We start from the raw sequence: 25,086 nt of genomic DNA on the forward strand, positions 1-25,086 counted from the left end.
ATGTCTGTTGCCCCGGACACGGGGATGTGCGGCATCGCGCTGTGGGGCGGGGTGGAATGCACCATCAACCGCGTAGGCGATGCCTGGTTCAGCCAGTTGCAGCGTAACGGCCATATGGTCCGTGCCGACGACCTGGACACGTTCGCCAGCCTCGGCATGCGTGCGCTGCGCCAGCCCGTGCTGTGGGAGCAGGTCGCGCCGGACGGCCTCGCCAGCGCCGACTGGTCGTGGCCCGATGCCTGCCTCGCGCGACTGCGGGAGCTGGACATCGAGCCGATCGTCGGCCTCCTGCACCACGGTGGCGGGCCGGCCGCCACCAGTCTGGTCGATGCGGATTTCGGTGAGAAATTCGCCGTCTATGCCGCCGCCGTCGCGCAACGCTACCCATGGGTGCGCGACTGGACCCCCGTCAACGAGCCGCTTACCACGGCACGTTTCAGCGGCCTGTACGGATGCTGGGCACCGCACGGCCGAGATCCCGCGATCTTCTGGCAGGTGCTGCGCAACGAATGCCGCGCCACGGTGCTTGCGATGCGCGCGATCCGCCGGGTCCGCCCAGACGCCCGCCTGGTGCAGACCGACGACCTCGGCCGGACCTGGTCGGTGCCATCGCTGGCCCACCAGGCCGAGTTCAACAACCACCTGCGTTGGCTGGCATGGGACCTTCTGTGCGGACGCGTGGACGCCACGCATCCCTTGCACGGCTGGTTGCGCGGCTGCTGTGGTGCAGGCGCGGAGGACATCGCGTGGTTCACCGGCAACCCGTGCCCGCCCGATCTTATCGGCGCCAATTACTACGTCACCAGCCAGCGCTATCTGGACGACGCGATCGAGCGGTATCCCGCCGCGCTGCACGGAGGCAACGGGCGCGAGCGCTATGTAGACGTGGAGGCGGTGCGCATGCTCGATGTGTCGCCGCCGGGTATCGAGACACTGCTGCAGGAGGCCTGGGACCGCTACCGGATCCCGATCGCGATCACCGAGGTCCACCTGGGTGGGCATCGCGAGGAACAGCTGCGCTGGCTGGACGAGATCTGGCGGGGCGCCTGCCGGGCGCGCGACGCAGGCATCGACCTGCGCGCGATCACGCTGTGGGCGTTGCTGGGCAGCCATGACTGGGACTGCCTGCTGACCGAATGCCGCGACTATTACGAGAGCGGCGTGTTCGACGTGCGCGGGGGCAGCCTGCGACCGACCGCGCTCGCACGCATGGCGGCGCAACTCGGCCACGGCGAGCCGCCGTCGCACCCGGTGCTGGCGTCGCCGGGCTGGTGGCGTCGCCCGTCGCGCATGCTGCATGCCGCGACGCATGCGCAAGAGCCCACGGCGGGGCAGGCGCGGCCGATCCTGATCACCGGTGCCACCGGCACCCTGGGTGGCGCGTTCGCGCGCATCTGCCAGGCACGCGGGTTGTCCCATCGCGTGTTGACACGTGCCGAACTCGACATCGCCGACGGCGACGCCGTGCGCCGCGCGCTCGACGGTTGCGAGCCGTGGGCGATCATCAATGCCGCGGGCTATGTGCGCGTCGACGAGGCCGAGCGCGACCACGCCCGCTGCTACCGCGAGAACAGCGACGGTCCTGCGACCCTGGCACGCGCGTGCGCGCGCGACGGCGTCGCGCTGGTCACCTTTTCCAGTGATCTGGTGTTCGATGGCCGCCAAGGCGCGCCGTATGTCGAGGACGACGCGATCGCCCCGCTCAACGTCTACGGCCGCAGCAAGGCCCGTGGCGAGGCGCTGGTGCTCGACCGCCACCCGGATGCGCTGGTGGTGCGCACCAGTGCGTTCTTCGGGCCGTGGGACGAGTACAACTTCGTCTGCCTGCTGTTGCGTGCACTGCGCGCGGGCCTGCCGTTCGAGGCCGCGAGCGATGTCACCGTGTCACCGACCTATGTGCCCGACCTGGTGCATGCCTGCCTCGACCTGCTGGTCGATGGCGAGGCCGGCATCTGGCACCTCACCAATGGCGAGCCGGTGACCTGGCTGGAACTCGCACACCGCGCGGCGCAGGCCGCGGCCACCGATCCCGTCGGCGTCTGCGGGCGGATGGCTGCGGAGTTCGGCTGGCTGGCGCCGCGTCCGGCCTACAGCGCGCTGGGCAGCCAGCGTTCGCTGGTCATGCCGGCGCTGGATGACGCGTTGGCCCGCTGCGTGCGTGACAGCGTGACCTGAGCGCTACCGCAACAATGTTGTGGCGCCCCGGGGCTTCGGGTGACGATGACGCTTTGCTACCAGGGCCACCTATGTCGAAGCCATCGCCGCGGCGAAAATGGATGCCTGCCGCAATCGGCGCACTGGTCCTGTTGCTGGTGCTGTGGGCGGTGCTGCGCATGCGCGGCCCCGTGCTGCCCGGCTATGACGTCGTCGCCGGGCCGCTCGTGCAGCAGGTGGTCGCCACCGGGCGGATTGCAGCGCTTTCGCGGGTGCAGGTGGGCGCCGAGATCGCCGGGCTGGTGCTCGAGCGTCGGGTGATGGAGGGCGACCGCGTCGAACCGGGCGATGTGCTGGTGGTGCTGCGCGCGGCGGATCTTGAAGCCCGTCGTGACGAGGCCCGCGCGGCACTCGCCGCATTGCGCGAAGCCGAACGTCCCGATGCCGAGGCACGTCTGCGCCAGGCGCGGGCGGAACTGGCACAGGCCGAACGCGACCTCGTGCGTCGCCGCGAACTTGGCCAGGCCCAGCTGGTCTCGCGCGAAAGCGTGGAGCAGGCCGCGCAGGCCGTCGTCGCCGCGCGTGCGGCGACCGAGCAGGCGCGCGTGGCCGTGGCCGCACTGGCCGGGGGCGCGCGCGAAGCACAGGCCCGCGAGCAGCTGCAGGCCGCCGAGGCCGCGCTCGAACGCTCGCGGATCCGCGCCACCGTCGCCGGCACCGTGCTCACCCGCAACGTCGAGCCCGGCGACACTGTAAATCCCGGCGACGTGCTGATGGATATCGCCGCCGATGCGCCCGGCGAGATCCTGCTGCCGCTGGACGAGAAAAACCTCGAGCGGATCGAAGTGGGGCAGGGCGCGACCGCCATCGCCGATGCGTTTCCCGCTCGCCCGTTCGCCGCCACCGTGCACCACGTCGCGCCGGGCATCGATCCCGCGCGCGGCACCGTCGACGTTCGCCTGCGCATCGATCCCGCCGCCGATTTCGTGCGCCAGGACATGACCGTCACCGTGACCATCCTCACCGGCCGCCGCGACGACGCGCTGGCGGTACCCAACGACGCGCTGCTCGATGACGCTGACGGTTCCGACCGCGCCGCCGTGTTGCGGGTGCGCGATGGCCGCGTGCAGCGCACGCCGGTGCGCCTGGGCCTGCGCGGGCTGGCGATGAGCGAGGTGCTCGAAGGCCTGCAGGCCGGCGACCGCGTGCTGGCCGTCGGCGCGCTGGCCGCCGACGCCGTGCCCGAAGACGGCACCCGCGTGCGCGTGGAGGGCCAGCCCGCGCCGCAGGCCGGTCACGCCACGCGCGGTGAGTTGCCCGTCGCGTTCGACTGACGCCATGTGGATCGAATCCACCATCGCGATGCGCTTCCTGCGCCAGGGCCGCGCGCAGACGCTGCTGATCCTCGTCGGCATCGCGGTGGGCGTCGCGGTGATCGTGTTCGTGACCGCGCTGATCGCCGGCCTGCAGGACAACCTCATCGACCGCACGCTCGGCACCCAGGCGCATGTGCGCGTGGAAGCGCCGCGCGAGGCCAACCGCATCGCGGGCGCGTCTGCCGGCGTGCTGCAGCTGGTGCTGGAGGACCCGCGCCCACAGGCGCTGCGGCCGATCGACAACTGGCTGCAGGTGCAGGACGTGCTCGACCGGCTGCCGGGCGTGGCCGCGGTGTCGCCGCTGGTGTCGGGGCCGGCGTTCGGGCGTCGCGGCGAAGCGGTGCAATCGGTGGCGCTGGTCGGTGTGGATCTGGACCGCTATCTGCAGGTCATTCCGCTCGACGAGAACATGCTCGAGGGCCGGCTCGAAGTGGGCTCGGGCAACGCGGTCATCGGCCGCCAGCTGGCGGAGGATCTCGGCCTGCGCCTCGGCGGCAAGCTGCGCCTCGATGCCGGCGACGGTCGCGAGGCCATCGTCAACGTGGCCGGCATCTTCGAACTCGGCGTGCGCGAGCTCGACGCGCGCTATGTCTACCTCGACCTCAAGCAGGCGCAGTCGCTGCTGGCGCTGCCCGGCGGCGTGACCGTGATCGACATGACCGTGGATGACCTGTTCGGCGCCAACCAGGTGGCCGCGCGCGTGCGCGGTCTGACCGGCCTGCAGGCGGAGAGCTGGATGGAGAGCAACGCACAGCTGATGAACGCGCTGACCTCGCAAAGCATGTCCACGCGGATGATCAGTGTCTTCGTCGCGATCTCGGTCGCGCTCGGCATCGCCAGCGTGCTCGCGGTCAGCGTGGCCCAGCGCACGCGCGAGATCGGCATCCTGCGCGCGATGGGCACGCGCCGCGGCCAGATGCTGCTGGTATTCCTGGTGCAGGGCGCGGTGCTGGGCCTGGCGGGCTCGGCGCTGGGCGCGCTGGCCGGCTGGGGGCTGGTGGCCTCGTTCAACAATTTTGGTCCGGGCCTGTTCTTCATCCCGGTGCCGGCGGCACTGGTGCCCGCGGCCATGGCGCTGGCCACGCTGGCCGGCATGGGTGCGGCGCTCACCCCGGCCTGGCGCGCCTCGCGCCTCGACCCGGTGGAGGCGATCCGTGGCTGACCCGACGGAGGTGCTGCGGCTCGAAGGCCTGCGCAAGTCCTACAACATCGGCAAACCCAACGAGGTCGAAGTGCTGCACGGCATCGACCTGCGCGTGGACAGCGCCGATTTCGCCGCGCTGGTGGGCCCGTCGGGCTCGGGCAAGAGCACGCTGCTCAACCTGGTCGGCCTGCTGGATTCGCCCACCGACGGCGAGCTGTACCTGCAGGGCGAGGCCACCCGCGCGATGGACGACACCGCGCGCACCGCGCTGCGCGGCCGCCACATCGGCTTCGTGTTCCAGTTCCACCACCTCATCACCGCGTTCACTGCGCTGGAGAACGTGCTGATGCCGTGGATGGTCGCCAACGGCCGCCCGGACCGCGGAATCACCGACACGGCCCGCGGCCTGCTGGCCGACGTGGGCCTGGAGAAGTTCACCCACCGCCGCCCCGACCAGCTCTCCGGCGGCCAGCAGCAAAGGGTGGCGATTGCCCGCGCACTGGTCACGCGTCCGGCGCTGCTGCTGGCCGACGAACCCACCGGCAACCTCGACACGAAGACGGCCGCGGATGTGTTCGGGCTGCTGCGCCGCTTCAACGAACAGTACGGCTGCGCGGTGCTGGTGGTCACCCACGACCCGCGCCTGTCGGACACCTGCGACCGCACCATCAACCTGGTGGATGGAAAGATCGTGTCGGACGAGCGACGGGACGGGCGCCTGCGGGGGGGTGGGGCGCCTACCGCGGAATCGCAGGACCGCCGCAGCTGAGGTCCGTGTTCGAAGTGGAGCCGCCAGCGTTATCTGCGGCAACGCGCGTGCGGCGCCAAGGCAGGCCGGCTATCGTTCCGCCCTGATGACGAGGGCCGCGCATGAAGAAGAGTTATGACCCACCGTTGACCCGGAACACCAACGCGCCCCTCTACCGCTTCGACAAGGCAATCGAGAAGGCGCAGGAACGCCTGCTGTCGGCCATCGACATGAAGCAGCACCACACCAGTCACAACCTGGCGCAGGAAGTGATCAGCGAGGCGCGCGAGGCGCTGCGCAAGGCCGAGCACCAGCGTGAGCTCAAGATCAGGGAACTGGCGCAGAAGGACGCGGACGCCAAGGCCTACCGCACGTAAGCCGAATTCCGGCGCGGCGCCTGCTCGGGTGTAGCCCGCAGCTGCGGAAGTGAACCTGGCTCAGTTGACTCCAGGCAGCAACGCGTAGCCATCGCCCGCGCCGTGGTCACCCGCCCCGCGCGCTGCTGCTGGTCGACGAACCCACCGGCAACCTCGACACCAGGTCGGCCGCGGGTGTCTTCGAACTGCTGTGCGGCTTCAACGAGCGATACGGCTGCGCCGTGCTGGTGGTCACGCACGACCCACGCCTGTCCGGAACCTGCGACCGCACGATCAAGCTGGTCGACGGGAGATCTTGTCGGATGAGCCCAACGACGTTGCAACTCGCGATCCCGCTACGGCGAGGCTGATCCGGTGGCATGCAGGATGTGCCCGTGGCCATCCACCACGGCACGGAAACGCCTTCCTTCGTAGTAGAACGTCGCGCGCCACAGACCGGCATCCTCGCCAGTGCCGCGTTCGCACAGCACGGAGACCTTGCCGTCGTGCATGAGTTGGCGGAAGGCCGACACCTCCAGGCCGAGATTCACGGCCGCCTGCGCACCGTCGATCTCGATGCTGGCCGGCGACGTGTCGGCACCGGCAAGCTGGAGTGCGATGGCCTTCATGCCATCGATGATCCATCCGCGTGCGGCGCGCTGCCTTGATACAGGTCAGGCAGGGGCGCCCTGGTCACCAGCGACTGCGTTTCATCGACGCCGGCATCGCGCCGGGCGGCAGCTTCCGGGTCGACACCGCGACCAGCGCCGCAACCGAGAGCAGGGTGCTGGTCACCAGACCAGTGACCGCAAGCAGGCCCACAGTGGAGATGCGTACCCGCGCCTTCAGCGAGGCCGGTCCCAGCCGTGCACGGACAGCGGCGCTGTGAGTCCGAGCGATGCCCGATCCGGGCGGGGTGGTGCGAGGGGTGACGTTGGCCATGCGGATACCGTCTCGTCGCGAGGCCGATGATCTTGGGTCGTCCCTGGTGAAGACTATGCTGACCGGCAAGAGCAGTCGTGGGACGGGTGCCACCCAGATCCCACAGGATCTGCATCGCGACACCGAACTGTCGATGCAGGATCACCGCACCGCCGGCATTGCCGCCAACTACATCGAGGAGCCGGGTTACGAGGTCTCGCGCAACATTGTCGTGACCGGCGCAGTGGAACTGCTGCGCATCGGCCGCCCGTGGCGATCGCCTCGATCCTGCTGATGACCCGTGGGGCAGGCGCGAGAACTGGGCAGGCAACAAAAAACCCCGCGTTCTGCGGGGTTCTGCCGATGGTGGCTATGGGTGGACTCGAAGTCCCCTCAAAACCGCCCTGAACTATGCCGGCGTTCCGAGTCCCGCCTTGCCGCGGACAGCGAACTGTAGCAGTCAGGGGGCTCTTGTTGTAGCACCCTACGTAGGCCGGCAGGCGGCTCCGCCTACCCTTAAGGCTGCACAGCTGGGGCGGGGAGTGCGGCAAACTGTCCAGCAGCAGCGGGGCATTTGCACGACGGCTCGCTTTCGGTGACTCTACCGTCGACATGAACAATTACGGATCGGGAAGTCAGTTAAGGATGACGAATCAGTCTATTGGTGGGCCACCGGTATCGGAATGGCCTGAACATTTCCCTTCGTGCTGCCCTCCAGTAGACGCTGCAGATGTTGCAGGCAATGTCTATCTGCTCGTAGCGAGCGATCCGCCCACCGAAGCTGATCTCCTCTGCGCCGCACAAAAGGATAGGTTTCGGAACTTTGATGAGTGCCAGCGCGCCAGTTTGTCCTGCGGCATCACACTTGACTACATTGCGCAGCTTCGTGAGAACAGTCCCTTGCTAGGTGACCATCTGATCTCGGTAGCTTCTCTATCGCCTGCGCACGGGAAGATAAAGCAGACGGGGAAGAATAAGGGTCACCATTCTGTATGGCTGCGCGCCGCTGCACTTCAGCAGGGAACAACTCTATTCCAGGTACTGCCATGAATCGCCAGTGGCCTGCGCTCGGTCAGCAGAGTTTCGGACAGGGCTTCAATCTCCGAGCGATTGAGGTTCTCGCCGAGTACAACGGCCCACAGATCGTGCTCGCTGAGTTAGACGGTGCTCATCACTTGGGAGTCGCCGCTGACGCAGATGACTCGCTCACTCGCTGGGTCTTTGCCCCGGTGACGCCCCTCGAACTTCGCGCTTTGGCAGGGGGAGTGCAGAGAACTCGCGAAAGCTTTCTGAAACCTGAAGTGCTTGTCATTGACTACGATCATGACGATAGCCCCGTGCGTGGTTGGACGGTAAATGGCGAGGATCTGGAGGATCGAGCGCTACCTAAAGCCCATGCATTCCTGCCGACGGGCTCGCGTCAAATTCTTGCTCGCCTGTTCCCAAGTTCAACTAAGCAGGAGATCGCCTTCGAGCAGCGAAGCCGGTCTTCCCCGGGCATCCCATTCAAGGCACTGTCGCAAGCCATCGACGTCTTTCAGCGCCTGTGGATTACTCTTGCAGCATCAGGGGAAATGGCGGCGCGTGGGAGATACGCAAACAGCATCCAAAGCCAAGCGACGCTTTCTTTCGTGGAAGCGTACGCTGGATCTCTACGTATTCATGTGGAACCTCGCGACCGGGGGCTTTTTGAGGAGGTCTCGGAAGAGTTCTCTCAGTTGGTCGCGGTGGAGGGCGATGCACTTCGCATGTCCGAGGCGCTGCGCCGGACCGGGCCAAGGGTGCTGAGCCGGTACAAAGAGTTGCTTTCTATCCTTCAGCGCCATGAGTTGGAAATCATGACGTCGGGCCCGCTCACGGATCGTCCGGTGTTCTTGGGGCCAGAGCGAGCGTCGCGAATCTTGGGCGCACTGCTCGAGGCAAGGCACGTTGAAGAATACGTCGTCAACGCAGAGGGATACTTTCTCACATACAGCTCGGTGGAAGCTCGGTTCGAGTTCTCTGACGAGGAGTCAGAGCGACGCTTCAAGGGCGACGTCGATGACGATGTGCGCAGGAGTAATCGGACGATCACTGTGGGCGAGCAAGCGCGCTACGCAGTGATCGTGGAAGTGACGAGAACGCTCCGACCCTCTAACGAGCCCGAAGAGACCTACCGCCTTCGGGCCGCAGTAGAGCTGAACTCAGAGGAGCTGGCTTCGCCGGAGTGAAGCCTTTCGAAGGATTCCAGCGTGCGCGCTGAGCATCTGAAGGAGGTTTCTGCGACTCAAAGCTCGAGACAGGTCCTTCCAAAGTGTCGCCGTTCGGGTGAAAAAATTCTCGGCACCTTGATCAACACACCTTGCTGCGAATCCCCCCCATGGGGGGTCACGGATATTGGTAGATGACTTTGGTATCGAGCACTTCCAAGGCCTGCAGTTCAGCGGCGTGATGAAGACTGATCGAGCGGGAAGAGCCGCGGAGTAGCTTGAACAGATCGGTTTCAGAGCTAGTCAGACGGGCCAGGAAGTTGGGGAATCGGCGCCCGTCGGCCTCGGCTCGATCTGCGTACCTCAAGCAGGCTTCGGTGAACTGGTCGCCCTCGCACTTCCGAGACAGCTCGACGGCAATGTCTACGTCTCCTAGATCAGGGGCTTCGCCCAAGTAGCTCCCGAAGACGTGAAGCTTCGTGACGTGGTGCACGTAGCACGGCGCTTCGTTCAAGAGAGCAGCGCGGTGGGCGATTTCACGCACCAGCCTGTCGGCCGTCTTTCGTGTAATCGGCTTGGCGGCAGATGCCATAGCTAGCGCCGCGCCCTTGATTGTCGTGGTGTAGTACGCCTCACCACTCTGCTCGAAGTGGAACTGGATGAACCCTTCCGAGGCTAGCTCGTCCTTGATCGTTCCTGCACGTTGGGCGCTCACTCCGAGCTCATGGCACAAGCTCTCGAGCGTCCAGCTGTAGTCTCCGTAGCTCCTGAATGCATTTCGCAGCTGCACCGCAGGAACTCCCGCGATGATCATCTCTCGGCTAATTCGCATGTTTGACTTGTAGTTAGCGCTAGTTGAAAGGGGCCGAGCAGAAAGCCCGCTGAGGCAGTCTCTCCGCGTTCCGTTCCTACGTGTGACGACACCCTAGGACTTCATTGATCCCTGGTCTAGACATCGGGCCGCGCTAGGTACAAAATGGACTAACGAACGTTAGGCGAATCTGTACCAATGAAGATCGTTTCCTATTTGCGCGTGTCCACGACCCAGCAGGGGCGAAGCGGGCTGGGTCTCGAGGCGCAGCGCGTTGCCATTGAGAGGTTCGCCTCACAACGGGGTGCTCTCGTGCTGCAGACCTTCATCGAGGTCGAAAGCGGTCGCCTCGATGCGCGACCGGAGCTGGCGCGGGCTTTGCACCTGGCCAAGATCACGGGAAGCATTTTGGTCATTGCCAAGCTCGACCGCCTGTCTCGAAATGCGGCGTTTCTCTTGGCGCTCAGGGATAGCGGGGTCAAGTTCGTTGCCGCGGACATGCCGGACGCTAACGAATTGACGGTAGGCATCATGGCGTTGGTTGCCGAACAGGAGCGCGAGGCGATCTCGAAGCGCACCAAGGAAGCACTCGCCGCGGCCAAGGCGCGCGGCCAGCGCCTAGGCAATCCCAACGGAGCCGAGCCGCTACGGCGTGCCGCGAAGGGCAATCACGCCGCGGTACGGGCCTTGCAGGTGTCGGCTCAGGCGCATGCGGAGGAGTTGAGGAAAGTGATCGAAGGGCTATTTGAGCAGGACGTCACGAGCTTGGGAGCCATCGCGCGGGCCTTGAACGACCAAGCCATCCTCACGCCTCGCGGGGCAATGTGGCACAAGTCGTCGGTCTCCAACCTATTGGCGCGCCTCTCGAAGGCCTCTGCAGATCCGAAGGCCTCCGCCGCACCGCTTCCAGCGGGCTGATCCAACGGCGAGAATGTTGTCGCCAGCCGTGCGCTCGGCGCACCGATTCTCCCCCTCTCCCATCTTCCGCCAGCGACACGGTGCGGGTGGTCTAGTTTTAGAGCCATGCAGCAGCCAGACGCTTCAACGCCCACGAGCGACCGTCTTTTTGACCCCTCAAAGACGCCTGCCGGCGCCCCCATGCGGCAACTCGTCAGCGAAGCTCTCGACCGCATTGAGCAAGTATCGAGTCGGCGGCGCAGGCGGCGCGAGGCGGACCAACGCATCCACGAGGCCAGCGTCGGAGCGCTCGTGTCGGATCTCGTGCACGGGATGCTCTTCAGTCCAAGGCAGCGGATTGCCGTCCCACTGTCCAAAGGCGCACTTGCCAGGACGAAGCGCCAAGTCCCCTTCATGACTGAGAAGTTCGCCGACACGGTGCGGGCTGTGTCCCACGAGCGGGTGGGAGTGGCTGATCTAGAGGTGGGCTACAAGACAGCCTTGGGGAGCCGCAGGTCGACGCTTTTCGCTGGCCCGTGGCTCTCGAGTCGCGTGGAGGAGCTCGAGGTCGAGATTGGCGACATTGGTCGTGACCACATGCTCCTCGGCGATCCTCTGATCCTCAACTCGCGGAAGGTTGGTGGGAAGAAGCACCGGCTCGCGCTTCCTGACACACCGCTGGTCCGCGAGTTACAGAGGGAGATGGACGAGATCAACGGCTGGCTGGCAGGAGCGGACATCGAGTACCTCTTTTGCCCCGTTTCGGACGGCGTCGACACCGGTCAGCGGTACCTCCGGCGCGTCTTCAACAACGGTTCGCTAGACCTCGGCGGTCGACTCTTCCACGGTTTTTGGCAAGGGATGTCCGAAGAGAAACGTCTGACGGGAATCCTCGTGGGCGGAGAGCCTGTCGTGTCGCTGGACTTCGCTCAGATGGCGCTGCACCTAGCGTATGGGGAGGTTCGCGCGCCTGTTCCCGAAGGGGACCTCTACGCGATCCCTGGGTACGCGGCGCACCGCACGGGGCTCAAGAAGGTGATCAACGCGCTGTTGGCCTCCGATGGGCTACCCAGCCGGATGCCCCGGGGTACTCGTGCCCACTTCCCGGCAACAGTCAAATTCAGCCATGTGTACCAAGCCATCTGCGCTCACCACTCGCCCTTGGCTCCTCTATTCGGCACTGCGAGCGCGCTGCGGTTCATGAACACGGAGAGTCGGGTGATCGTCCGGGCTCTGTTGGAATTGAAGGCAAAGAGGGTAGTAGCGCTTCCCATCCATGACTGTCTCCTCGTAGGTCGGGGACACGAGGGGCTCGCTAAAGAGGTCCTTGAGCAGTCCTTCAGGGCCATTGCGGGTGCCGAGGGGAGAGTAGAGGTCGAGAGAAGCTCTCTGGAGGCTAGGGTGGTAGTGGAGAAGAGCTATCTAGAGGGGATGTCTAGGCTTCCCCTTAAGAGGGGGGCGTAAGCAATGGGGCGCACGTTCTCATCGCCGAGCCGTCGTCAAGAAATTCGAGCCCGGGTAGCGCACCCAGAAATCGCCTATCCATCGTGCCTGGTTGTGGGATGCGACCAAGCGACGATGGCCGAACGGCGCCAAGGGCTCAACAAGAACTACTGCCGGAGACATGTGGAGCATTACCGACGGCACGGAAGCTACTCCAAGAGGAGCTACGCGGCAGCGGAGCTCGCTCCCTACCGTAGCTTCGCTCTAATGTGGCTACAGGCGAACCTCGGGCGCCCTGAGGTCGCGGAGGCTTTGGAGCGCATACGGCACCTGTACTGGCGCGCCGGGCGGCCCGAAGAGGCCTTCAGATTGGTCGGGAAGTCCCCTGCTGATCGTGCCAAGTACGTCTGGGGGCGACTCAGTGCAAGGCGAGTCTGCCCAGCGCGTGTGCTCGCTGTCTGGATCGCAGTATCGCTCCGGCACCTGCACGACCTCCAACCAGAACGCCGGATCGAGTACCGCTTGGTCCAAGCAGCAAAGGTGCTTCACCGGATGGCGGGGGGATCGCACAAACGATGGAAGACTGAAAGCGGCGGAAGGGTCGAAGTGACCGAGCTGCACAAGTATCCGCCGAGCAAGGGTCGCTCGCTGCGCCATGTCGGTATGGCCTTGGCACGAGCAGGGGCGCCGATGAGCCATCTCATTAGCGAGCTTGCCGCTTCGGAAGAAACCCCTCGCTTCCTCCGCTAAGGCCGCCAATCCCGGGGGTCGATTTCAGTTCCCGGTACGAGCTGATAATGGCGTTCCTCTCGAACAAGTATTGAGTCGCCCTCAAGCTTGAGGAGGAACATTGCGATGCGGTCATCCGCCATGAACTGTACTGAGATCGGCAGGCAAATCAGGCCGGGGTACTTCTCAGCACAGCATTCAACGTCCTGCTTTGTCTGGACGACGCTCAACTGATCGTTCCCTCCCTTAGCTTGGACGGGGATCACGAAGTGTCTGCCTTCGCGGTCAATCCCCACGTAGAGCTCGTCGATTTCGATCTGTCCGCGGTTGGCGACCGTCGTGCGTAGATGGTTCTGGAGGGAGTACGTGGTCAGGCTCAAGAAGATGTCGATCAAGCGGTTGTAGCGGACTATCGCGAGCAGCGCTTGCTCATCGGTTTGGGTGTACTGGCGGATGACCTCGGGAGTTGCGTCTGGGATCTTGATGGTCTCGTAGGTCTCGTTCGGGACGATACGGTTAAGAGGAACGAGCCGGAACTCGTAGAGCGACCTGCCTTTCATCTCGATCACCCACTCCTTGCCGGGATCTGCGGTGTCCAGAACGGCCTGTGGCAGTGCTGCGCGGAATCGGAAGGAATACAGAAGGTCGCCGATGTTCTTTGGCAAGACCAACTTTAGGTCGGCGGCAACCTGCTCGATATCCGGGCGCGTGAATGGCACCGAGGTATCTCCAGGCTTCCAGCGCGCCAAGAAGATTCGCTCGATGATCTCGACGTAGCGACTCCTGGGCTTAACCGTGGACATGAGCGATTTCCTTATCAGTTGGAACCTTGACGCTTTCGGAAGACCTGCGCGTTCGCTGAGCGATCACCGTATGCGGAACTCCGAAGTAGGCCGCTGCGCCGCTCATGTCGAAGCTCAACAACGTTTCGTCGCCCATCTCGATCACCCTTCCGGGCTTTGTGGGTGCGTACCCCAGCGCGCGCGCAATTTCAGAGCCGACCGCGCGGCCTAGTAGGGGCGGGACAGAGTTTCCGATCTGTCGGAAGCCATGCCACTTTGTCACGTGAAAACGAAACCAGTCCGGATAGGAGTGCAGGCGCGCGGCTTCGCGAACCGTGATCACCCGGGGATGGGTCGGATGTATCGGACGTGGCGAAGTAAACGCTCCTCGAGCACTGTCCGTCCCAGCTCGCAGCGTGTTGCAAAGTCCAGCAGCGTCGAGCTTCCGAAAGCGACTGATCGGCTCGGTCTTCCCGGCTTCCGTGGCAGCGAAGCGCTCGATTGACAGAGCAGTGTGCACGGTAGTCCGGCTTGCCGTCAGTACACCCGGGTCGTACTCCCGACGATAGCCGAAATCATTGGCATCCTCGGCCTGTCCGCGAAGCATCTGCGCATACTTGGACTTGGTCGTAAACCTTGTGCGCACCGAGTCCGAGTGCTGCAACGCGGGAAATTTGTCTGCGTTCGGGAGGTCGGCCAACGCCTCGCCAACCGTTGTGCGGTACGTCGGTGTTGGATAAAAGGGTACCCGCTGATCGGCTCGGGAGCCCATGAGGAAGAGGCGCCGACGGTCCTGAGGGACGCCGTAATCCGCAGCGTTGAGGACGCGATAGTCTTCGACGACGTTGTAGCCGCAGGCTTTCAGGGCCTCGATGATTTCCGTCAGGAACTGCCGGTGCTTGCCCAGAGTAAGGCCCTTGACGTTCTCGAACACGAAATACTTCGGTTTGAGCTCGGAGATGATCCGGACGAAGTGGAACACGAGCTGATTTCGCGGGTCGTCCAGAGCCCGCTTGCCGATCAAAGAGAAGCCTTGGCAGGGGCGCGCCACCCACGACGACATCCACATCCCGGTCGCCGATGTGCGCCCGCTCTCGTATGGAGGCGCCGGTCAAGTCGGCAACGCTAGCGCAGAGTGCATGAGAGTAAGGGAAGTTGTACTCGTGAACTGCGCAATGAATGGGATCTATCTCGACCGCTGCCGCGACATCGAACCCAGCCTGCTCAAAGCCCAATGACAGCCCGCCTGCCCCTGAGAACAGATCAATTGCGATAGGGCGCGGAGTCGGCTCTTCACTCTTCGAGAAACGCTTTGATTCTTTCGGCGACATGTTCTCTATCTTTCAATTCGCACTGCCACACCGTGAGGGCGCCCCAGCCGAGTTCGGCTAGGTCCTTCAGGTTACGCAGATCCCTCGCACGGTTTGAGACTGCTTTGTCTCGCCAAAACCCGGAGTTGCTCTTCGGGGTGCGAGACAGCCTACAGTCTTCGTGGCCGTGCCAGAAGCAGCCATGGACGAAGAGCACCTTGCGCCTCGATCCGAACACCAGGTCAGGCTTTCCCGGCAACTTGGGGCCATGGAGCCGGTATCGATAGCCCATTGCGAACACCATGCGTCGAACCACCATTTCAGGCGCGGTGTCCTTAGACCCGACCTGACTCATGAGCCAGCTGCGGCGTTCAGGTGTCAAGCGGTCCATGGGTGCGGAGCGCCTAAACTGGCAGGTCGAGGAGGTTGATCACCGGTTGAAGACTGGCGACCGCTGGGCGATCCCCGTATCGCTTGCTGGTGATCGATACTTGTTCGTGCCCCAAGATCCAAGCGATGTCGGTTTCGTGAGCGCCGGCAGCGGCAAGCCGGGCAGCGACCGTGTGTCTGAAGCTGTGGGCAGCGGTCTTCTTCGGGTCGTCGATCCCTGCACGTCGCATGCGATGAGCCAGCCGCTTCTGAAGCTTGTCGATTGGGCTCCGGTCTGTACGAGGCGTTGAACGCATGTCGGCGGGCCACAGGTAGCCGTCTGGAGCTTCTGTACCAGCGACGAACTCGAGCAGTCCCAGTTCGATCAGCCGACGATGGACGGGGACTTGCCGCGCGCTCGAGTCTGTCTTGAGCTGCTTCCCGGGCGCGTCTTCGTTGATGTCGAAGAACCAGACTCCGTGCTCTTCTCGCACGTCCCGCTTCTGCAGCTGCGCTGCTTCCCCAAGGCGGCAGCCGGTGTACGCAAGAATCCGCGGAATCCAGTACATGAACGGTTCCACCTTGCTCCGTTCCAAGGCCATGAAGTACGCCCGCAAGTCCTCATCTGTGAATGGCTTGCGGTCATCTTTTGCCCGCCCAGTCTTTAGGTCCCTGAGGACTGTCGCAGGGCTCTGTGCAATCAGGTCGTGCTCAGTGGCCCATTTGAACAGGCTGCGTACTGCCTGCTGGTACATGTTCACGCTGGCTGCGGAGAGTCGAGGGACTGCTTCGTCCTCACTCGCTCGCGCGAGCGCTTCCACCGGGGTAAGCCCGGGGAACGACTTCTTGGCGTTCGATGGAAATCTCGTGAGGGAGAGACCGAGGGCGCGCAGGTCGCTTTTCTCAATCGCACCAATTGGCCGGTCGCCTATCAGGCTCACGACGACTGCGTAAATCTCGCGGAACTGAGCCTCGGTTCGGGCACTCCAAGCTTTCCTGGCGACGCGTTCTTCAGCGTAACTGGTCACTACCTCTGAGAGGGTCGGAGTCGGCTTGAGAGGGGCCTGAGGGGCCTCCCAGTCGCGCTCGAGGGCCGGAGGGGGCATGCGCAGGGGCTCGCCGCTGAGCGCCCTCAGCTCCGCCTTGAGGGCTTCCAGCTTAGCCTCGATCAGGCGTCGCCCGAGCTTCCGCAGCGTTTCCGGCGCGGCGTCGGGAAGCATCCGATGCGCCCATGGGATTCCGATGCTGTAATCGGCATGAGCGAGTGCCGCCGCAAGTCGTTCGGCTTCGTCGGCAAGGTCCCAGCGATGAACGTCAAGCCCTGGCTCGTCCCACCCCTCCAGGGCAAGCCGGTTCTCGATTTCATCGAAGGTCGCTTGCGTGTAGCGACGCGTCAGTTGGTCCAGTTCGTCCTGCGTCATCTTGGTCTTGCGCTGGCGGACGAGCGCCAGATAGGTGCGGATGTGGGTCTCCCACAGTGCGAGGCGGCGGGCCGCTTCCCGACGGTCGCCCGTACGCAGGCTGCGGGTGATCTCGACCCTGCCCAGCAGGCTCTGAAGGGCAGCCGGCACGATCATTCTAGAAGTGTAAGTGTTGCCGCGTCGCTGTAGCACTTCCTGTAGCGTTCCCTGTAGCGCGGCGCTAGGAACGTCGGAAACGCTTGCAAGTCGATTATGAGGCCTAGGGCGCTGAAATACATTGAGCGGCGTCAATCTACATGCGCCGCAAGAGTTAGTAGTCAGATAAGTCACTCATTGCAGCACTAAATAGTTGATTTTTAAGAAGAAATGTCAGGTATCACGTTCTTATGATGATCGGCCGCTAGTCGCGGCTATGATGCGGCGTACGGACGCTAAGTAGCTTGAGGCATAAGAAGGTCGGCACGGACGTTGCGCCGGCGATGACCCTAGCACTACTCTGGCCCCATGCCGGCCGCCGCGGACATTGTTGAGCATCAAAGCCCCCAAAACGAGTGGCAGCTCGACCCGAAGGAATACGAGTCCGCCGTAGAAGCCGCGCTGCGGGCAGGGTTGCAGGAATTGGCGGCCTCCTTGCCAGCGCTAGACCTGGTCATCCTCAACAATCTTCGTATCCATCATCTCCCCATGAGCGAGACAGGGGTGGTGAGACGCGCCGGATTGACGCTTTCGCCCGATGCCAAGCGGGACGTTCCAGTAGCTGCGGCAATCGTTGAGTGGATGAACCAGCAGCCCGGTCCCGCGCTGACGATCTTGACCGGGGTGTTGGCGAACCTCGCCTCGGGGCCAGAAGGTCGAGACCCCGGCCAACGTAGTCGCATCAACAGCCTCGCTCGGATCGTCAGAGCGGCGATCGAGAAACCCAATGCCGACCTTCGCAGCCTGATTGCAGGCGCGCTCACGGTGTCTGACCTGATGAGGCTTGTGGATGAGCAGGTAGGTCAGGACAGTGGAATACATAAGACGTTCAATCAGCTCTGGAGCAGCTGGCTTCGCCATCGTATAGAGCGATGGACGATGGCGGACCCCACTCGGCTACGGCTGGCGATGGGGCCCCCCGTGGCGCTTCCGATCGATTTGGATAGCCCTGATCTGCCGTTGTGGGGAGACGGCGCGCAGGCCGATGATCAGGTTGAGCTGGCTATAAATGAGATCGTTGGCCCCGCATTCTCGGGAGCCGGGACGCGTGCTACTCACCTTCTGGCGAGCTCCCACGGACTGCTTAGGCGTTCAGGTGAGACACCGCTAGCGCTGCATCCTGACCAGCTGGTCCCCGAAGCCCTCATTCAGCAGGTCGCTAGAAGGTCACTGGAAGTCGGCATCGCGTCGATCTCAAGCGGCGCACGTGAGCGTGCGGAGCCCTACCTCGCCTTGGGCCTCCAGATCGCATCCGGGTTGCGGGAGGTGGAGCTGGGGAGGCTGGACTGGGGGGTCTTCGATGACAGCACGGATGTCGTGCTGCTGGTGGACAGGCCGATGCTGTCCCTTCGCGTGCGCCGGCCCCCAAACGCGGTGGAGCCGCCTCCCGGGCTGGTACCGCACCTGAAGCCAACGGCAGATCGCTTTGACTGGCCATTGCCGCTATCACTGCACGACGCGCTCAAAAAGCTGGCGGGGAGTGCTGGACCAGAGGCGGGTGCCCCAGTGTTGCCTTTCGCAAGGTACGGAGTGAGGTACCGCCTGAGAGAGTCGGTCGCGGAACTTCTACCTGGCGCCCAGTTCGGGGCGAGTCGCTTCAGGCTGGTCATCGCAGCGCACTTGGCGGACCGTCATGGTCCTGAGGTCGCCCAGTTGGCGTTGCGGGACAGCTTCTCAACGTCGCTCGGCCCCGCCTACTACACCGCGGTACCGGAGAGCGTCTTGGCCCAGACGCTGTCATCGCTTCTAACGGCTTGGTTTGGCGAGCCGGCACCTCTGGTGCCTAAGGGGGACAGCTACATCGGTTCGCGGGTCGTTCTGAAGGACCACTGCGCACGCGAGTGGCCGAAGCTTCTGAGGCAAGAGGCGTACTCGGCTGCACGCAGGAAGGACCGGCAGAGGGACGCCCTTGTCGCAAGCAGGAACCACCTCGCGGCGAGCCTTTGTGCTGCGACGGGCCTGCGCCCTGGACGCAGCATCGGTGAACTCCACCTCGACTCGGTCGTTCCGGAGCTCGGGCTGGTCATCCTAGAAGACAAGCTTGTAGATGTGCTGCGGAGGACGAGGGTTGCCGCCACCGGATGGCGATGGACCGCCGAACTCAGGGGGTATCTCGATAAGTTGATCGATTTGAGTCGGGATCCGGACCCAGGCACTTCGAGCTGGGCGCGGGCAGTGCTCATGAGCGAGCAGCCATTGTTCTCGTTGCCCAATACGTCAGATGGCGTCGATCCGCTGAGCATGCGCGAGCTGCTCCAAACGATGCCGAATCCGCTGGACGCGGTTCCCAACTACTACCGCCATAGGTTGTGCCAGCGCCTGATCGAGGAGGGCGTGGACTGGGAGTTGAGGCACGCTCAGCTTGGCTGGGTAGTGACGCCATCCTATGCGCTGGCTGACCTGTCGCCTTTGTCCGCAGAGCTGCTAGGCGAACGGCTCGGGAGCACCATTGACAAGATCCTCATGGAGGACGGCTGGTTCGCTGATCGACAGAGGATTCCCACGTGGTCGTGGCACGGGGTTCCCAACCGACCTTTGAAGGACTGGATGGTCGAGCTCCGTCGCTACGAAGCAGAGCATGACCGCCACGTCCGCGGCGTTCGGGAAGAATTCAAGGCTCGCAGAAGGGAAGTCGAAGCGCAGGTGCTGCCACGTCTCGCGGCGGCCATTGAGAAATTTCTGCCGGCGCTGAGGCTGGATGTTGAAACCCGGTCAATCTCCTTGGCACCGGCCCGCCCTTCTGGAGAGCGTGTAGCGCTCTCGATGGAGCATTACCTGCTTGTAAGGGAGGGGACACGTCAGGGGGATCGTGAGCCGGGATGGGCGCTCGAGGCATTGGCCGCGGAATACCTGATTCACGAGGTCGTATCGAAAGCAATCAAGGGTGGCTTGGTGTCAGGGCCAGAGCCGCCTCGCCGCCATCTGGGCACTACCGCGCAGCTTTCCCCCTTCCTGCCCGGCATGGGCCTGGCCATCCGACACGCCGAGGCGATACGTGGGCGGCTCGAGGAACTCATTGCGGCAAATGGAGTTCGCGACAAGGCTGCTGCCACACAGCTGTCAGTGATTGCCCGCAGTCCTTTTCGTACCCTGGAGGCCGCGGCCGCGGCGGTGCATTCAAGTACGAACCCGGTCCGAAGCGCCAGCAACCAGATGTGGCTCCGCGTACCTGCCAGACAGGATCGAAGGGAGGTGCCTATGGTGTTGGGCGGGATAGATGCGGCATTGCTCGCAAGACGCAAGGTCGACGCTCCAACTGCTAAGGCCCTCACGTCACAACAGATCTCAGAGTGGTTTCACGGTCGATTTTCCGACGTAGCGCCTTTGGGAGAAGCGGACGAAGGAATTGAGCGTGTAGTCGCCACGCTGCAGATGGCAGGACGCCTGGAGCTGTCCGGCCCTGAGCGGCTGGTCATGGAGGGGCACACGCTCGCGTGCGTCGGCACCACTCGTAGCGTGGCGATCGATGATCGTTGGCCGTTGCGAACGCGACAGCACTTGGCTGACGGCGGTGTGATCGCCGTCCGGGAGCCATCATCACGCAAGCTCGGGACCCAATCGCGAACAGGCGCGGGCTCCTACGCCAAGTTCACCTCGGCCCTCAACGCCGAAGTTTCGCGGGCGCGGGGAGGTGGGAAGAGTGATGGTAAGCATGGTTGGCGCAGGCGGCTGCGATCGGAGCTGGACCGGCTCGCGAAGCAGGAGGAGACAGGTCCGAATCTGAGGCTTCTGGTCGAATACTCGATCCACAGGTTGCGCCATGGCGGCCAACGTGTGTCGAACCTGAGCCAAGGAACCCTGCATAAGGAGGTCACGCGCTTCGGACGGTTGCTTCTCGACGTCCTGGGTTCCAGATCGTTGCTATCGCTCGATGGCTCCGAGATCCAATCCGCATATCTGGCGGTACTGCTCGGCAAGCCCCAGGCAACCCGGCCGGATGTGCTCGAGGAGCTGGGCAAGTTCCATCGCCACCTTGTGTCCCTGCATCACGTTGCGGAGGTGGATTTCGAGCCTTTACGAACGGTCTGCGGTCCAAGGGTGCGCTGGCCTGCACCGGGCGCTTACTCGGATGTTGAGCTGGAGAGGACGCTGGGTGAACTTAGGGACGATCTGGAGCGGGAGCGCGCTCGTTTGGATGCCGGACCACAGGATGTCAGGGCGTGCGCGCTTCGTGTGGTGGCCACCATCCTTCTTGAAGCGTCGGGTGCGAGGCCCTCTTCGATCCACGGCCTGGTGTTGGGAGATATCCACCTCACTGGCCCAGGGGCGGATTTCCTGCACATCCACCGGTCAGGCGAGTACGGGGAGGCCAAGACAGCGGCATCAGTGGGCTTTGTCCGTCTTGAAGGTGATCTCTGGGCGTCCAACCGGGAGCAGGTTCGGGAGTGGCTGGATCGGGAAAGGGCTTTGGCGGGAGACTCCTGGTGGAGGTACCCCGTTTTTGCAGAATCCGTGGGGTCGGGTAGGCGGTTCGCACGGGCGTTCATGACGGACAGAATTGGCCAGCTCCTCAAATGGGTAACCGACGACGAAAGGGCGCGTGTGTACTGGCTTCGCAAGAGGCGAATCACGGCCCGGATGCGATCGGCCTTGTCCGAAGGTCATGTGCCGAGATCCGTCTATCGCGCCCTACGAGAGTCTGGTCACGTCGACGTGCGAACGACGCTGGGCAGCTACATCCATGATGCGAGCGTGCCGGTGACGACGTACTTGCGTACAGCAGGACAGCTGGACCGGGGGGCAATCATCCGCGCGACGGGGTTGCCTGGGAATACGCTCGACCAGGCGTGGCACCGCAACCGGCATCGCGGTGAGGCGGGAAGGATGAAAGAGGTGCTGGACCGGTTGGGCTCTGGTATCGCAGCGCGGCCCATCGAATGCATCACCGAACCCCCCATGCTGTACAGGCAAAAAGTCCTGCGGCCGGCACATCTGGATGCCTATGCGCGCGCCCGACAACGTGACCGCGAACCCCTTGCCGCGATGGCCCATACCGGAATCTCGGACCTGCAGGCTGACATCCTGGACCGGGCAGCTTTGGATCTTCTTCGGCGGATCGGATCTGCTCCATGGCACATCGACGGTGTGCAACAGAGTCGGGCCGTAATGCCTCCCGCGCGTCGCCTTCAGGAAACGGACAAGCTGTTTGCGCTCATGGATACGACTGCCACCGCTTGGCTTGATGTGCTCGTCGACGCGTGGGTCGAGCAGGGCTATGTCCACCGTATTTGCGGTGAGGGCGTTGTGCTGATGCTTCGAACGCCTGAAGAGCTACGGGCGGCTCACGATCTGGTGGCTTCGACGGGGGTGCGGCTACGAGTCGGCACTGCGTCGGGTCTACAAGTTCTGGAGGCGAGCGAATCCTCGACCGACCAGAGAAGCGCCCATACGAACGCGTTCCGGTGGGTGCTGGCCATGTATTGGCTGTACCGAGCGCTGAGTGCCGAGCGGCCCTAACTGACGAGCTCAGGCTGATGGGTAATCCTGCCGCCTGGCTGAGTCGACCAGACACCATCTTCTTCCAACGCCAAAGTCCCTTCGAACCATACCGCGTCCTTGGCGAAGGCTGAGATCGGGTGCTCGATCACCTCGCGCTGCACGTCCTCCGTCATTCGCACATCAAGCAGGTCGGCGGTCAGCTTGGCGACATAGCCTTTCCGGGGGTGGTAGTACGCACCCTTTACGGGAAACGTGCCTGTTCGACTTCGCGAGATGTGTCTCTTCGGCTCGGAGAACATCTGCGGTGAAAGGACCGGCACGGGGTGGGTACCGGTAGCGTCGGTGTAGGTGGGCGGCAGGTGCGGCTTCGGGTTTTTCGAGGCGAAGGCTTCGAGGAGACGAGCGAAACCGTGGTGTGTCACGGCCTGCACGATGGGCAGCGGAGACTCTTTGCCCGCGTTTTCCTCGAGTTCCCTAGCCGTCAGCAAAAGCATGGCAGGAATGTCGAAACCCTCCAGAAGCAGCGACTCCGTTCCCGTGACGTCCACATACGCATAAGCCCCATCCGCCTTCAGGAATCTTGAAATCGCGTCCTCCCCGAAGGCGTCGCTGATCGCCTTGGTCACATGTGGAAACCGTTCGATCGCCTTGATGTCCTCCTGAGGGATCGGCCTTGGCTCCCCTGACCCCGGGGATGGTGCTGCACATGGGAGGTGAAAAAATGAAGTGCTATCTAGAGGCATCTGTCGACGATGGCTACGGTGAGGTTGCTCCACCGTCGCACGACGTAGGGCCTAAGAACGCGCGCAACCTAAGCTCCGTATGCAGCGGTTGCGAAAAACGTCAGAGACGCATCTTCAGATCCGTCGCGCCTTCGAGGCAGCTCAGAGAGCCTCGAACATGGCCACATGCAAGTGTCGTGCGGACTCGTATCGCGGGGAGCCGGCGACCTACGGTCCAGACCCTCAACCGAGGCGGACACGCATCGCCGCCGAACACATCCACCGAACAGGCGCCGCGGTGGCAGTGGCGATGCTGGTCACTCCACAGGCTGGCCTACGCCATGCCGTTCGGCCGAGGCTTGCAAGGCGCTCGCACACTTCCTCGTGGTCCTCGTCTCGAGACATGCAGAGGATGTGGCCTGCCTCGCCGGCGAAGGTCTCGGCCAGCTGCCATTCCTCGACGTCGTCGAGCAGCGCGGGCAAGCGTTCCTCGAACCGCCAGCAGGCGGTCGATCTCTGCCCGGGGCTAGCCGGGGGTGTTGGGATCGCAGGTCATGCGGCTTCCCGGTACTCGTAATAAGGATGCCGCTTGTCGTCGAACATCGCGTAAAGCGCCTCGAGGTTCGATGGGTCCGGGTTCAACCAGGCTTCGACGTGCTCGGGCTTCATGTTGATCGGAGTGCGGTCATGGCCGGTGGCCGCCACCTCGGGCTCCGGGTCATCCGTGATCGCGGCGAAGGACAGCAGGTCGGGCTCGACGCCCTTGGGGTCCGACCAGCTCGACCACAGGCACGGGACCAGCATCGGCTCGCAGGTCCGCGGCTCGAACTCAAGAATCGTGTTCACCCCGTCGACCTTGACGTGTTCGTAGAAGCGGTCAGCGATCATGAGCCCGTGGTTCTGGCCGAACTGGCCGCGCCAGTAGCCTTCGAGGTTGTCGCGCCTGGCGTTGTAGGTGCCCGGGTACTTCGTGTCGTAGAAGGACGGCTTTGCCGGCGGGGCGGCACCGGTAGCGCATGAGCTTGACGACGCGGCGGCCGCCCTCCGACACGAGCACCGGGCCATAGCCGCCAGGGAATACGCGGTGGTCGATCGGGCTTGGCTTGCCTTTGAGTACATCCAGGCGCTGCTGTGCCGCAGCGGCCAGGTTGTTCCCGATGCGCAACGTTCTCGCGTGCCTTCTTCGTTTCCTTCACCAGCAGGGCGCGCTCCGCGTCAGCCACGCGGCGGCGCTGCTCGAAGAGCTTCTGCGTGAGTTCCTCGGTCTCCCACGCATCCCAGCGCCGGATCATCTCTGCCAGCTCGGCTGGCCCGTGTTGAAGGATGTCGCGCTCAGCGGCCCGCGGCACCTTCTCGCGGCGGGGCTCCTTGCCTTCCTGCCACCAGTAGATGCGGATATACGAATCGAGATCCATATCCGCACCGGTCTCGCGGCGGAACTTGGAGAACTCGGCGCGGACCTGGGCGGAATAGCACATGGGTGGAGAGTAACCCTGGCCTGGTGCCCACGGCATGAGCCCCAACCCCTAGGTGGGCGCGCCGAGATGAAGGCTGCGGACTCGTCCCGTTCAGCGTGCAAGCGCCGTAGTGCACTCGCTCGAGGGCGGATGATGACGCACGGACTTCGTGGGCGCAGGTTGGTAGGAGGCTCGAGTCTAGGAGCTCCTACACATACGCGCCGCTCCAGATCGCCCCGAAAACGCGTCGCACAGACTCATATCCCTCCTCCGTGGACATCAGATCGCAGGGCCGCTGCCAGCCCAGCGCACTCTGTGGACGTTCGACCCAACCCCGCAGCCACGTCTCAGGGTCAAATCCTGCAGGCCATCCTTCCGCCCCCTGCCGACTTTCCAAGTTCTTCAAGAGTTCGGCAAAGCTCTGTTCGAACGTCGGATGCATGCGGTGGCTACCTCTTATTGTGGAGCGATATCCGTTAGCAGTTGGCTGCTTGTTCTGGCCTGATGGTGCTGGCCCCGGTCGGCAGCTTGCTTTAGCACGCGTACTTGGCTGCTCGCAACACGCGGCACGCGACATGTCTGCGTGGTCTTCTGCATATCATGGGGCCGTCGGCATGAAGAAC

20 protein-coding genes and 1 pseudogene are annotated in these 25,086 nt (G+C 63.8%); 10 read left to right on the top strand and 11 right to left on the bottom strand.

Annotation, left to right across the window (positions count from 1 at the left end; translation table 11 throughout):
• The 5 genes from E5843_RS02360 to E5843_RS02380 all read left to right on the top strand — a co-directional run bounded on the left by E5843_RS02360 (position 1) and on the right by E5843_RS02380 (position 5,799).
• Positions 1–2,175 (top strand): family 1 glycosylhydrolase, encoded by a 2,175-nt coding sequence (locus tag E5843_RS02360; protein ID WP_141065624.1) that lies wholly within the window; start codon positions 1–3, stop codon positions 2,173–2,175.
• A gap of 101 nt (positions 2,176–2,276) precedes the next feature.
• Positions 2,277–3,488, top strand: a complete 1,212-nt coding sequence (locus E5843_RS02365) for an efflux RND transporter periplasmic adaptor subunit (RefSeq protein WP_141065625.1) — start codon at positions 2,277–2,279, stop codon at positions 3,486–3,488.
• A 4-nt stretch (positions 3,489–3,492) separates the two neighbouring features.
• Complete coding sequence (locus E5843_RS02370; protein ID WP_136411698.1) at positions 3,493–4,692, top strand: ABC transporter permease; 1,200 nt, start codon at positions 3,493–3,495, stop codon at positions 4,690–4,692.
• A complete protein-coding gene (locus E5843_RS02375; protein WP_141065626.1) occupies positions 4,685–5,443 on the top strand; it encodes an ABC transporter ATP-binding protein in 759 nt (252 codons plus the stop codon). The genes E5843_RS02370 and E5843_RS02375 overlap by 8 nt, the downstream gene beginning before the upstream one ends.
• 101 nt (positions 5,444–5,544) lie before the next feature.
• Positions 5,545–5,799 carry a hypothetical protein gene (locus E5843_RS02380; RefSeq protein ID WP_134675009.1) on the top strand — a complete coding sequence of 85 codons (255 nt, stop codon included), beginning with the start codon at positions 5,545–5,547 and terminating at the stop codon, positions 5,797–5,799.
• 335 nt (positions 5,800–6,134) lie between these two features.
• On the opposite strand, the gene E5843_RS02390 is transcribed toward E5843_RS02380, so the two are convergent.
• Both E5843_RS02390 and E5843_RS02395 read right to left on the bottom strand, forming a co-directional pair.
• A complete protein-coding gene (locus E5843_RS02390; protein ID WP_136411699.1) occupies positions 6,135–6,407 on the bottom strand; it encodes a DUF6522 family protein in 273 nt (90 codons plus the stop codon).
• 64 nt (positions 6,408–6,471) lie between these two features.
• A complete protein-coding gene (locus tag E5843_RS02395; RefSeq protein ID WP_136411700.1) occupies positions 6,472–6,720 on the bottom strand; it encodes a hypothetical protein in 249 nt (82 codons plus the stop codon).
• Positions 6,721–6,775: 55 nt separating this feature from the next.
• Between E5843_RS02395 and E5843_RS02400 the strand changes: the two genes are divergently transcribed.
• Entirely contained in the window at positions 6,776–6,994 is a 219-nt protein-coding gene (locus tag E5843_RS02400) for an amidohydrolase (protein ID WP_141065628.1), read from the top strand.
• 751 nt (positions 6,995–7,745) lie between these two features.
• Positions 7,746–8,909, top strand: coding sequence for a hypothetical protein (locus E5843_RS02405; protein WP_136411702.1), 1,164 nt, complete (start codon positions 7,746–7,748; stop codon positions 8,907–8,909).
• A gap of 157 nt (positions 8,910–9,066) precedes the next feature.
• On the opposite strand, the gene E5843_RS02410 is transcribed toward E5843_RS02405, so the two are convergent.
• The gene (locus E5843_RS02410; RefSeq protein WP_141065630.1) at positions 9,067–9,702 is read right to left on the bottom strand and encodes a hypothetical protein; all 636 of its coding nucleotides are present in this window, start codon (positions 9,700–9,702) and stop codon (positions 9,067–9,069) included.
• Positions 9,703–9,897: 195 nt separating this feature from the next.
• Between E5843_RS02410 and E5843_RS02415 the strand changes: the two genes are divergently transcribed.
• A complete protein-coding gene (locus tag E5843_RS02415) occupies positions 9,898–10,617 on the top strand; it encodes a recombinase family protein (protein ID WP_136411704.1) in 720 nt (239 codons plus the stop codon).
• Between the two features lie 105 nt (positions 10,618–10,722).
• The gene (locus tag E5843_RS02420) at positions 10,723–12,060 is read left to right on the top strand and encodes a hypothetical protein (RefSeq protein WP_166815846.1); all 1,338 of its coding nucleotides are present in this window, start codon (positions 10,723–10,725) and stop codon (positions 12,058–12,060) included.
• Between the two features lie 725 nt (positions 12,061–12,785).
• Here the strand turns inward: E5843_RS02420 and E5843_RS02425 are convergent.
• The 5 genes and pseudogenes from E5843_RS02425 to E5843_RS02440 all read right to left on the bottom strand — a co-directional run bounded on the left by E5843_RS02425 (position 12,786) and on the right by E5843_RS02440 (position 16,980).
• Positions 12,786–13,571, bottom strand: a complete 786-nt coding sequence (locus E5843_RS02425; protein WP_136411706.1) for an endonuclease — start codon at positions 13,569–13,571, stop codon at positions 12,786–12,788.
• Positions 13,558–14,613, bottom strand: coding sequence for a DNA cytosine methyltransferase (locus tag E5843_RS02430; RefSeq protein WP_244240817.1), 1,056 nt, complete (start codon positions 14,611–14,613; stop codon positions 13,558–13,560). The genes E5843_RS02425 and E5843_RS02430 overlap by 14 nt, the downstream gene beginning before the upstream one ends.
• A 37-nt stretch (positions 14,614–14,650) precedes the next feature.
• Positions 14,651–14,881: pseudogene (locus E5843_RS14320) on the bottom strand (DNA cytosine methyltransferase); the annotation flags it as partial.
• Complete coding sequence (locus E5843_RS02435) at positions 14,844–15,251, bottom strand: very short patch repair endonuclease (RefSeq protein WP_136411707.1); 408 nt, start codon at positions 15,249–15,251, stop codon at positions 14,844–14,846. The gene E5843_RS02435 and the pseudogene E5843_RS14320, both read right to left, overlap by 38 nt.
• Before the next feature lie 13 nt (positions 15,252–15,264).
• Positions 15,265–16,980, bottom strand: a complete 1,716-nt coding sequence (locus tag E5843_RS02440; protein ID WP_341867484.1) for a tyrosine-type recombinase/integrase — start codon at positions 16,978–16,980, stop codon at positions 15,265–15,267.
• 174 nt (positions 16,981–17,154) lie between these two features.
• Here E5843_RS02440 and E5843_RS02445 point away from each other — a divergent pair, with 174 nt between their 5' ends.
• The gene (locus E5843_RS02445; protein ID WP_141065633.1) at positions 17,155–22,302 is read left to right on the top strand and encodes a hypothetical protein; all 5,148 of its coding nucleotides are present in this window, start codon (positions 17,155–17,157) and stop codon (positions 22,300–22,302) included.
• Here E5843_RS02445 and E5843_RS02450 read toward each other — a convergent pair.
• The 3 genes from E5843_RS02450 to E5843_RS14555 form a co-directional block, all read right to left on the bottom strand.
• Positions 22,299–22,910, bottom strand: a complete 612-nt coding sequence (locus tag E5843_RS02450; protein WP_136411712.1) for a hypothetical protein — start codon at positions 22,908–22,910, stop codon at positions 22,299–22,301. The genes E5843_RS02445 and E5843_RS02450 overlap by 4 nt on opposite strands.
• Positions 22,911–23,558: 648 nt before the next feature.
• Positions 23,559–24,125 (bottom strand): SOS response-associated peptidase family protein, encoded by a 567-nt coding sequence (locus E5843_RS14520; RefSeq protein ID WP_341867485.1) that lies wholly within the window; start codon positions 24,123–24,125, stop codon positions 23,559–23,561.
• A gap of 546 nt (positions 24,126–24,671) precedes the next feature.
• A complete protein-coding gene (locus E5843_RS14555) occupies positions 24,672–25,040 on the bottom strand; it encodes an MbcA/ParS/Xre antitoxin family protein (RefSeq protein WP_136411714.1) in 369 nt (122 codons plus the stop codon).
• Positions 25,041–25,086: the final 46 nt, after the last annotated feature.

Source organism: Luteimonas yindakuii (assembly GCF_004803715.2).
Lineage (GTDB): Bacteria > Pseudomonadota > Gammaproteobacteria > Xanthomonadales > Xanthomonadaceae > Luteimonas > Luteimonas yindakuii.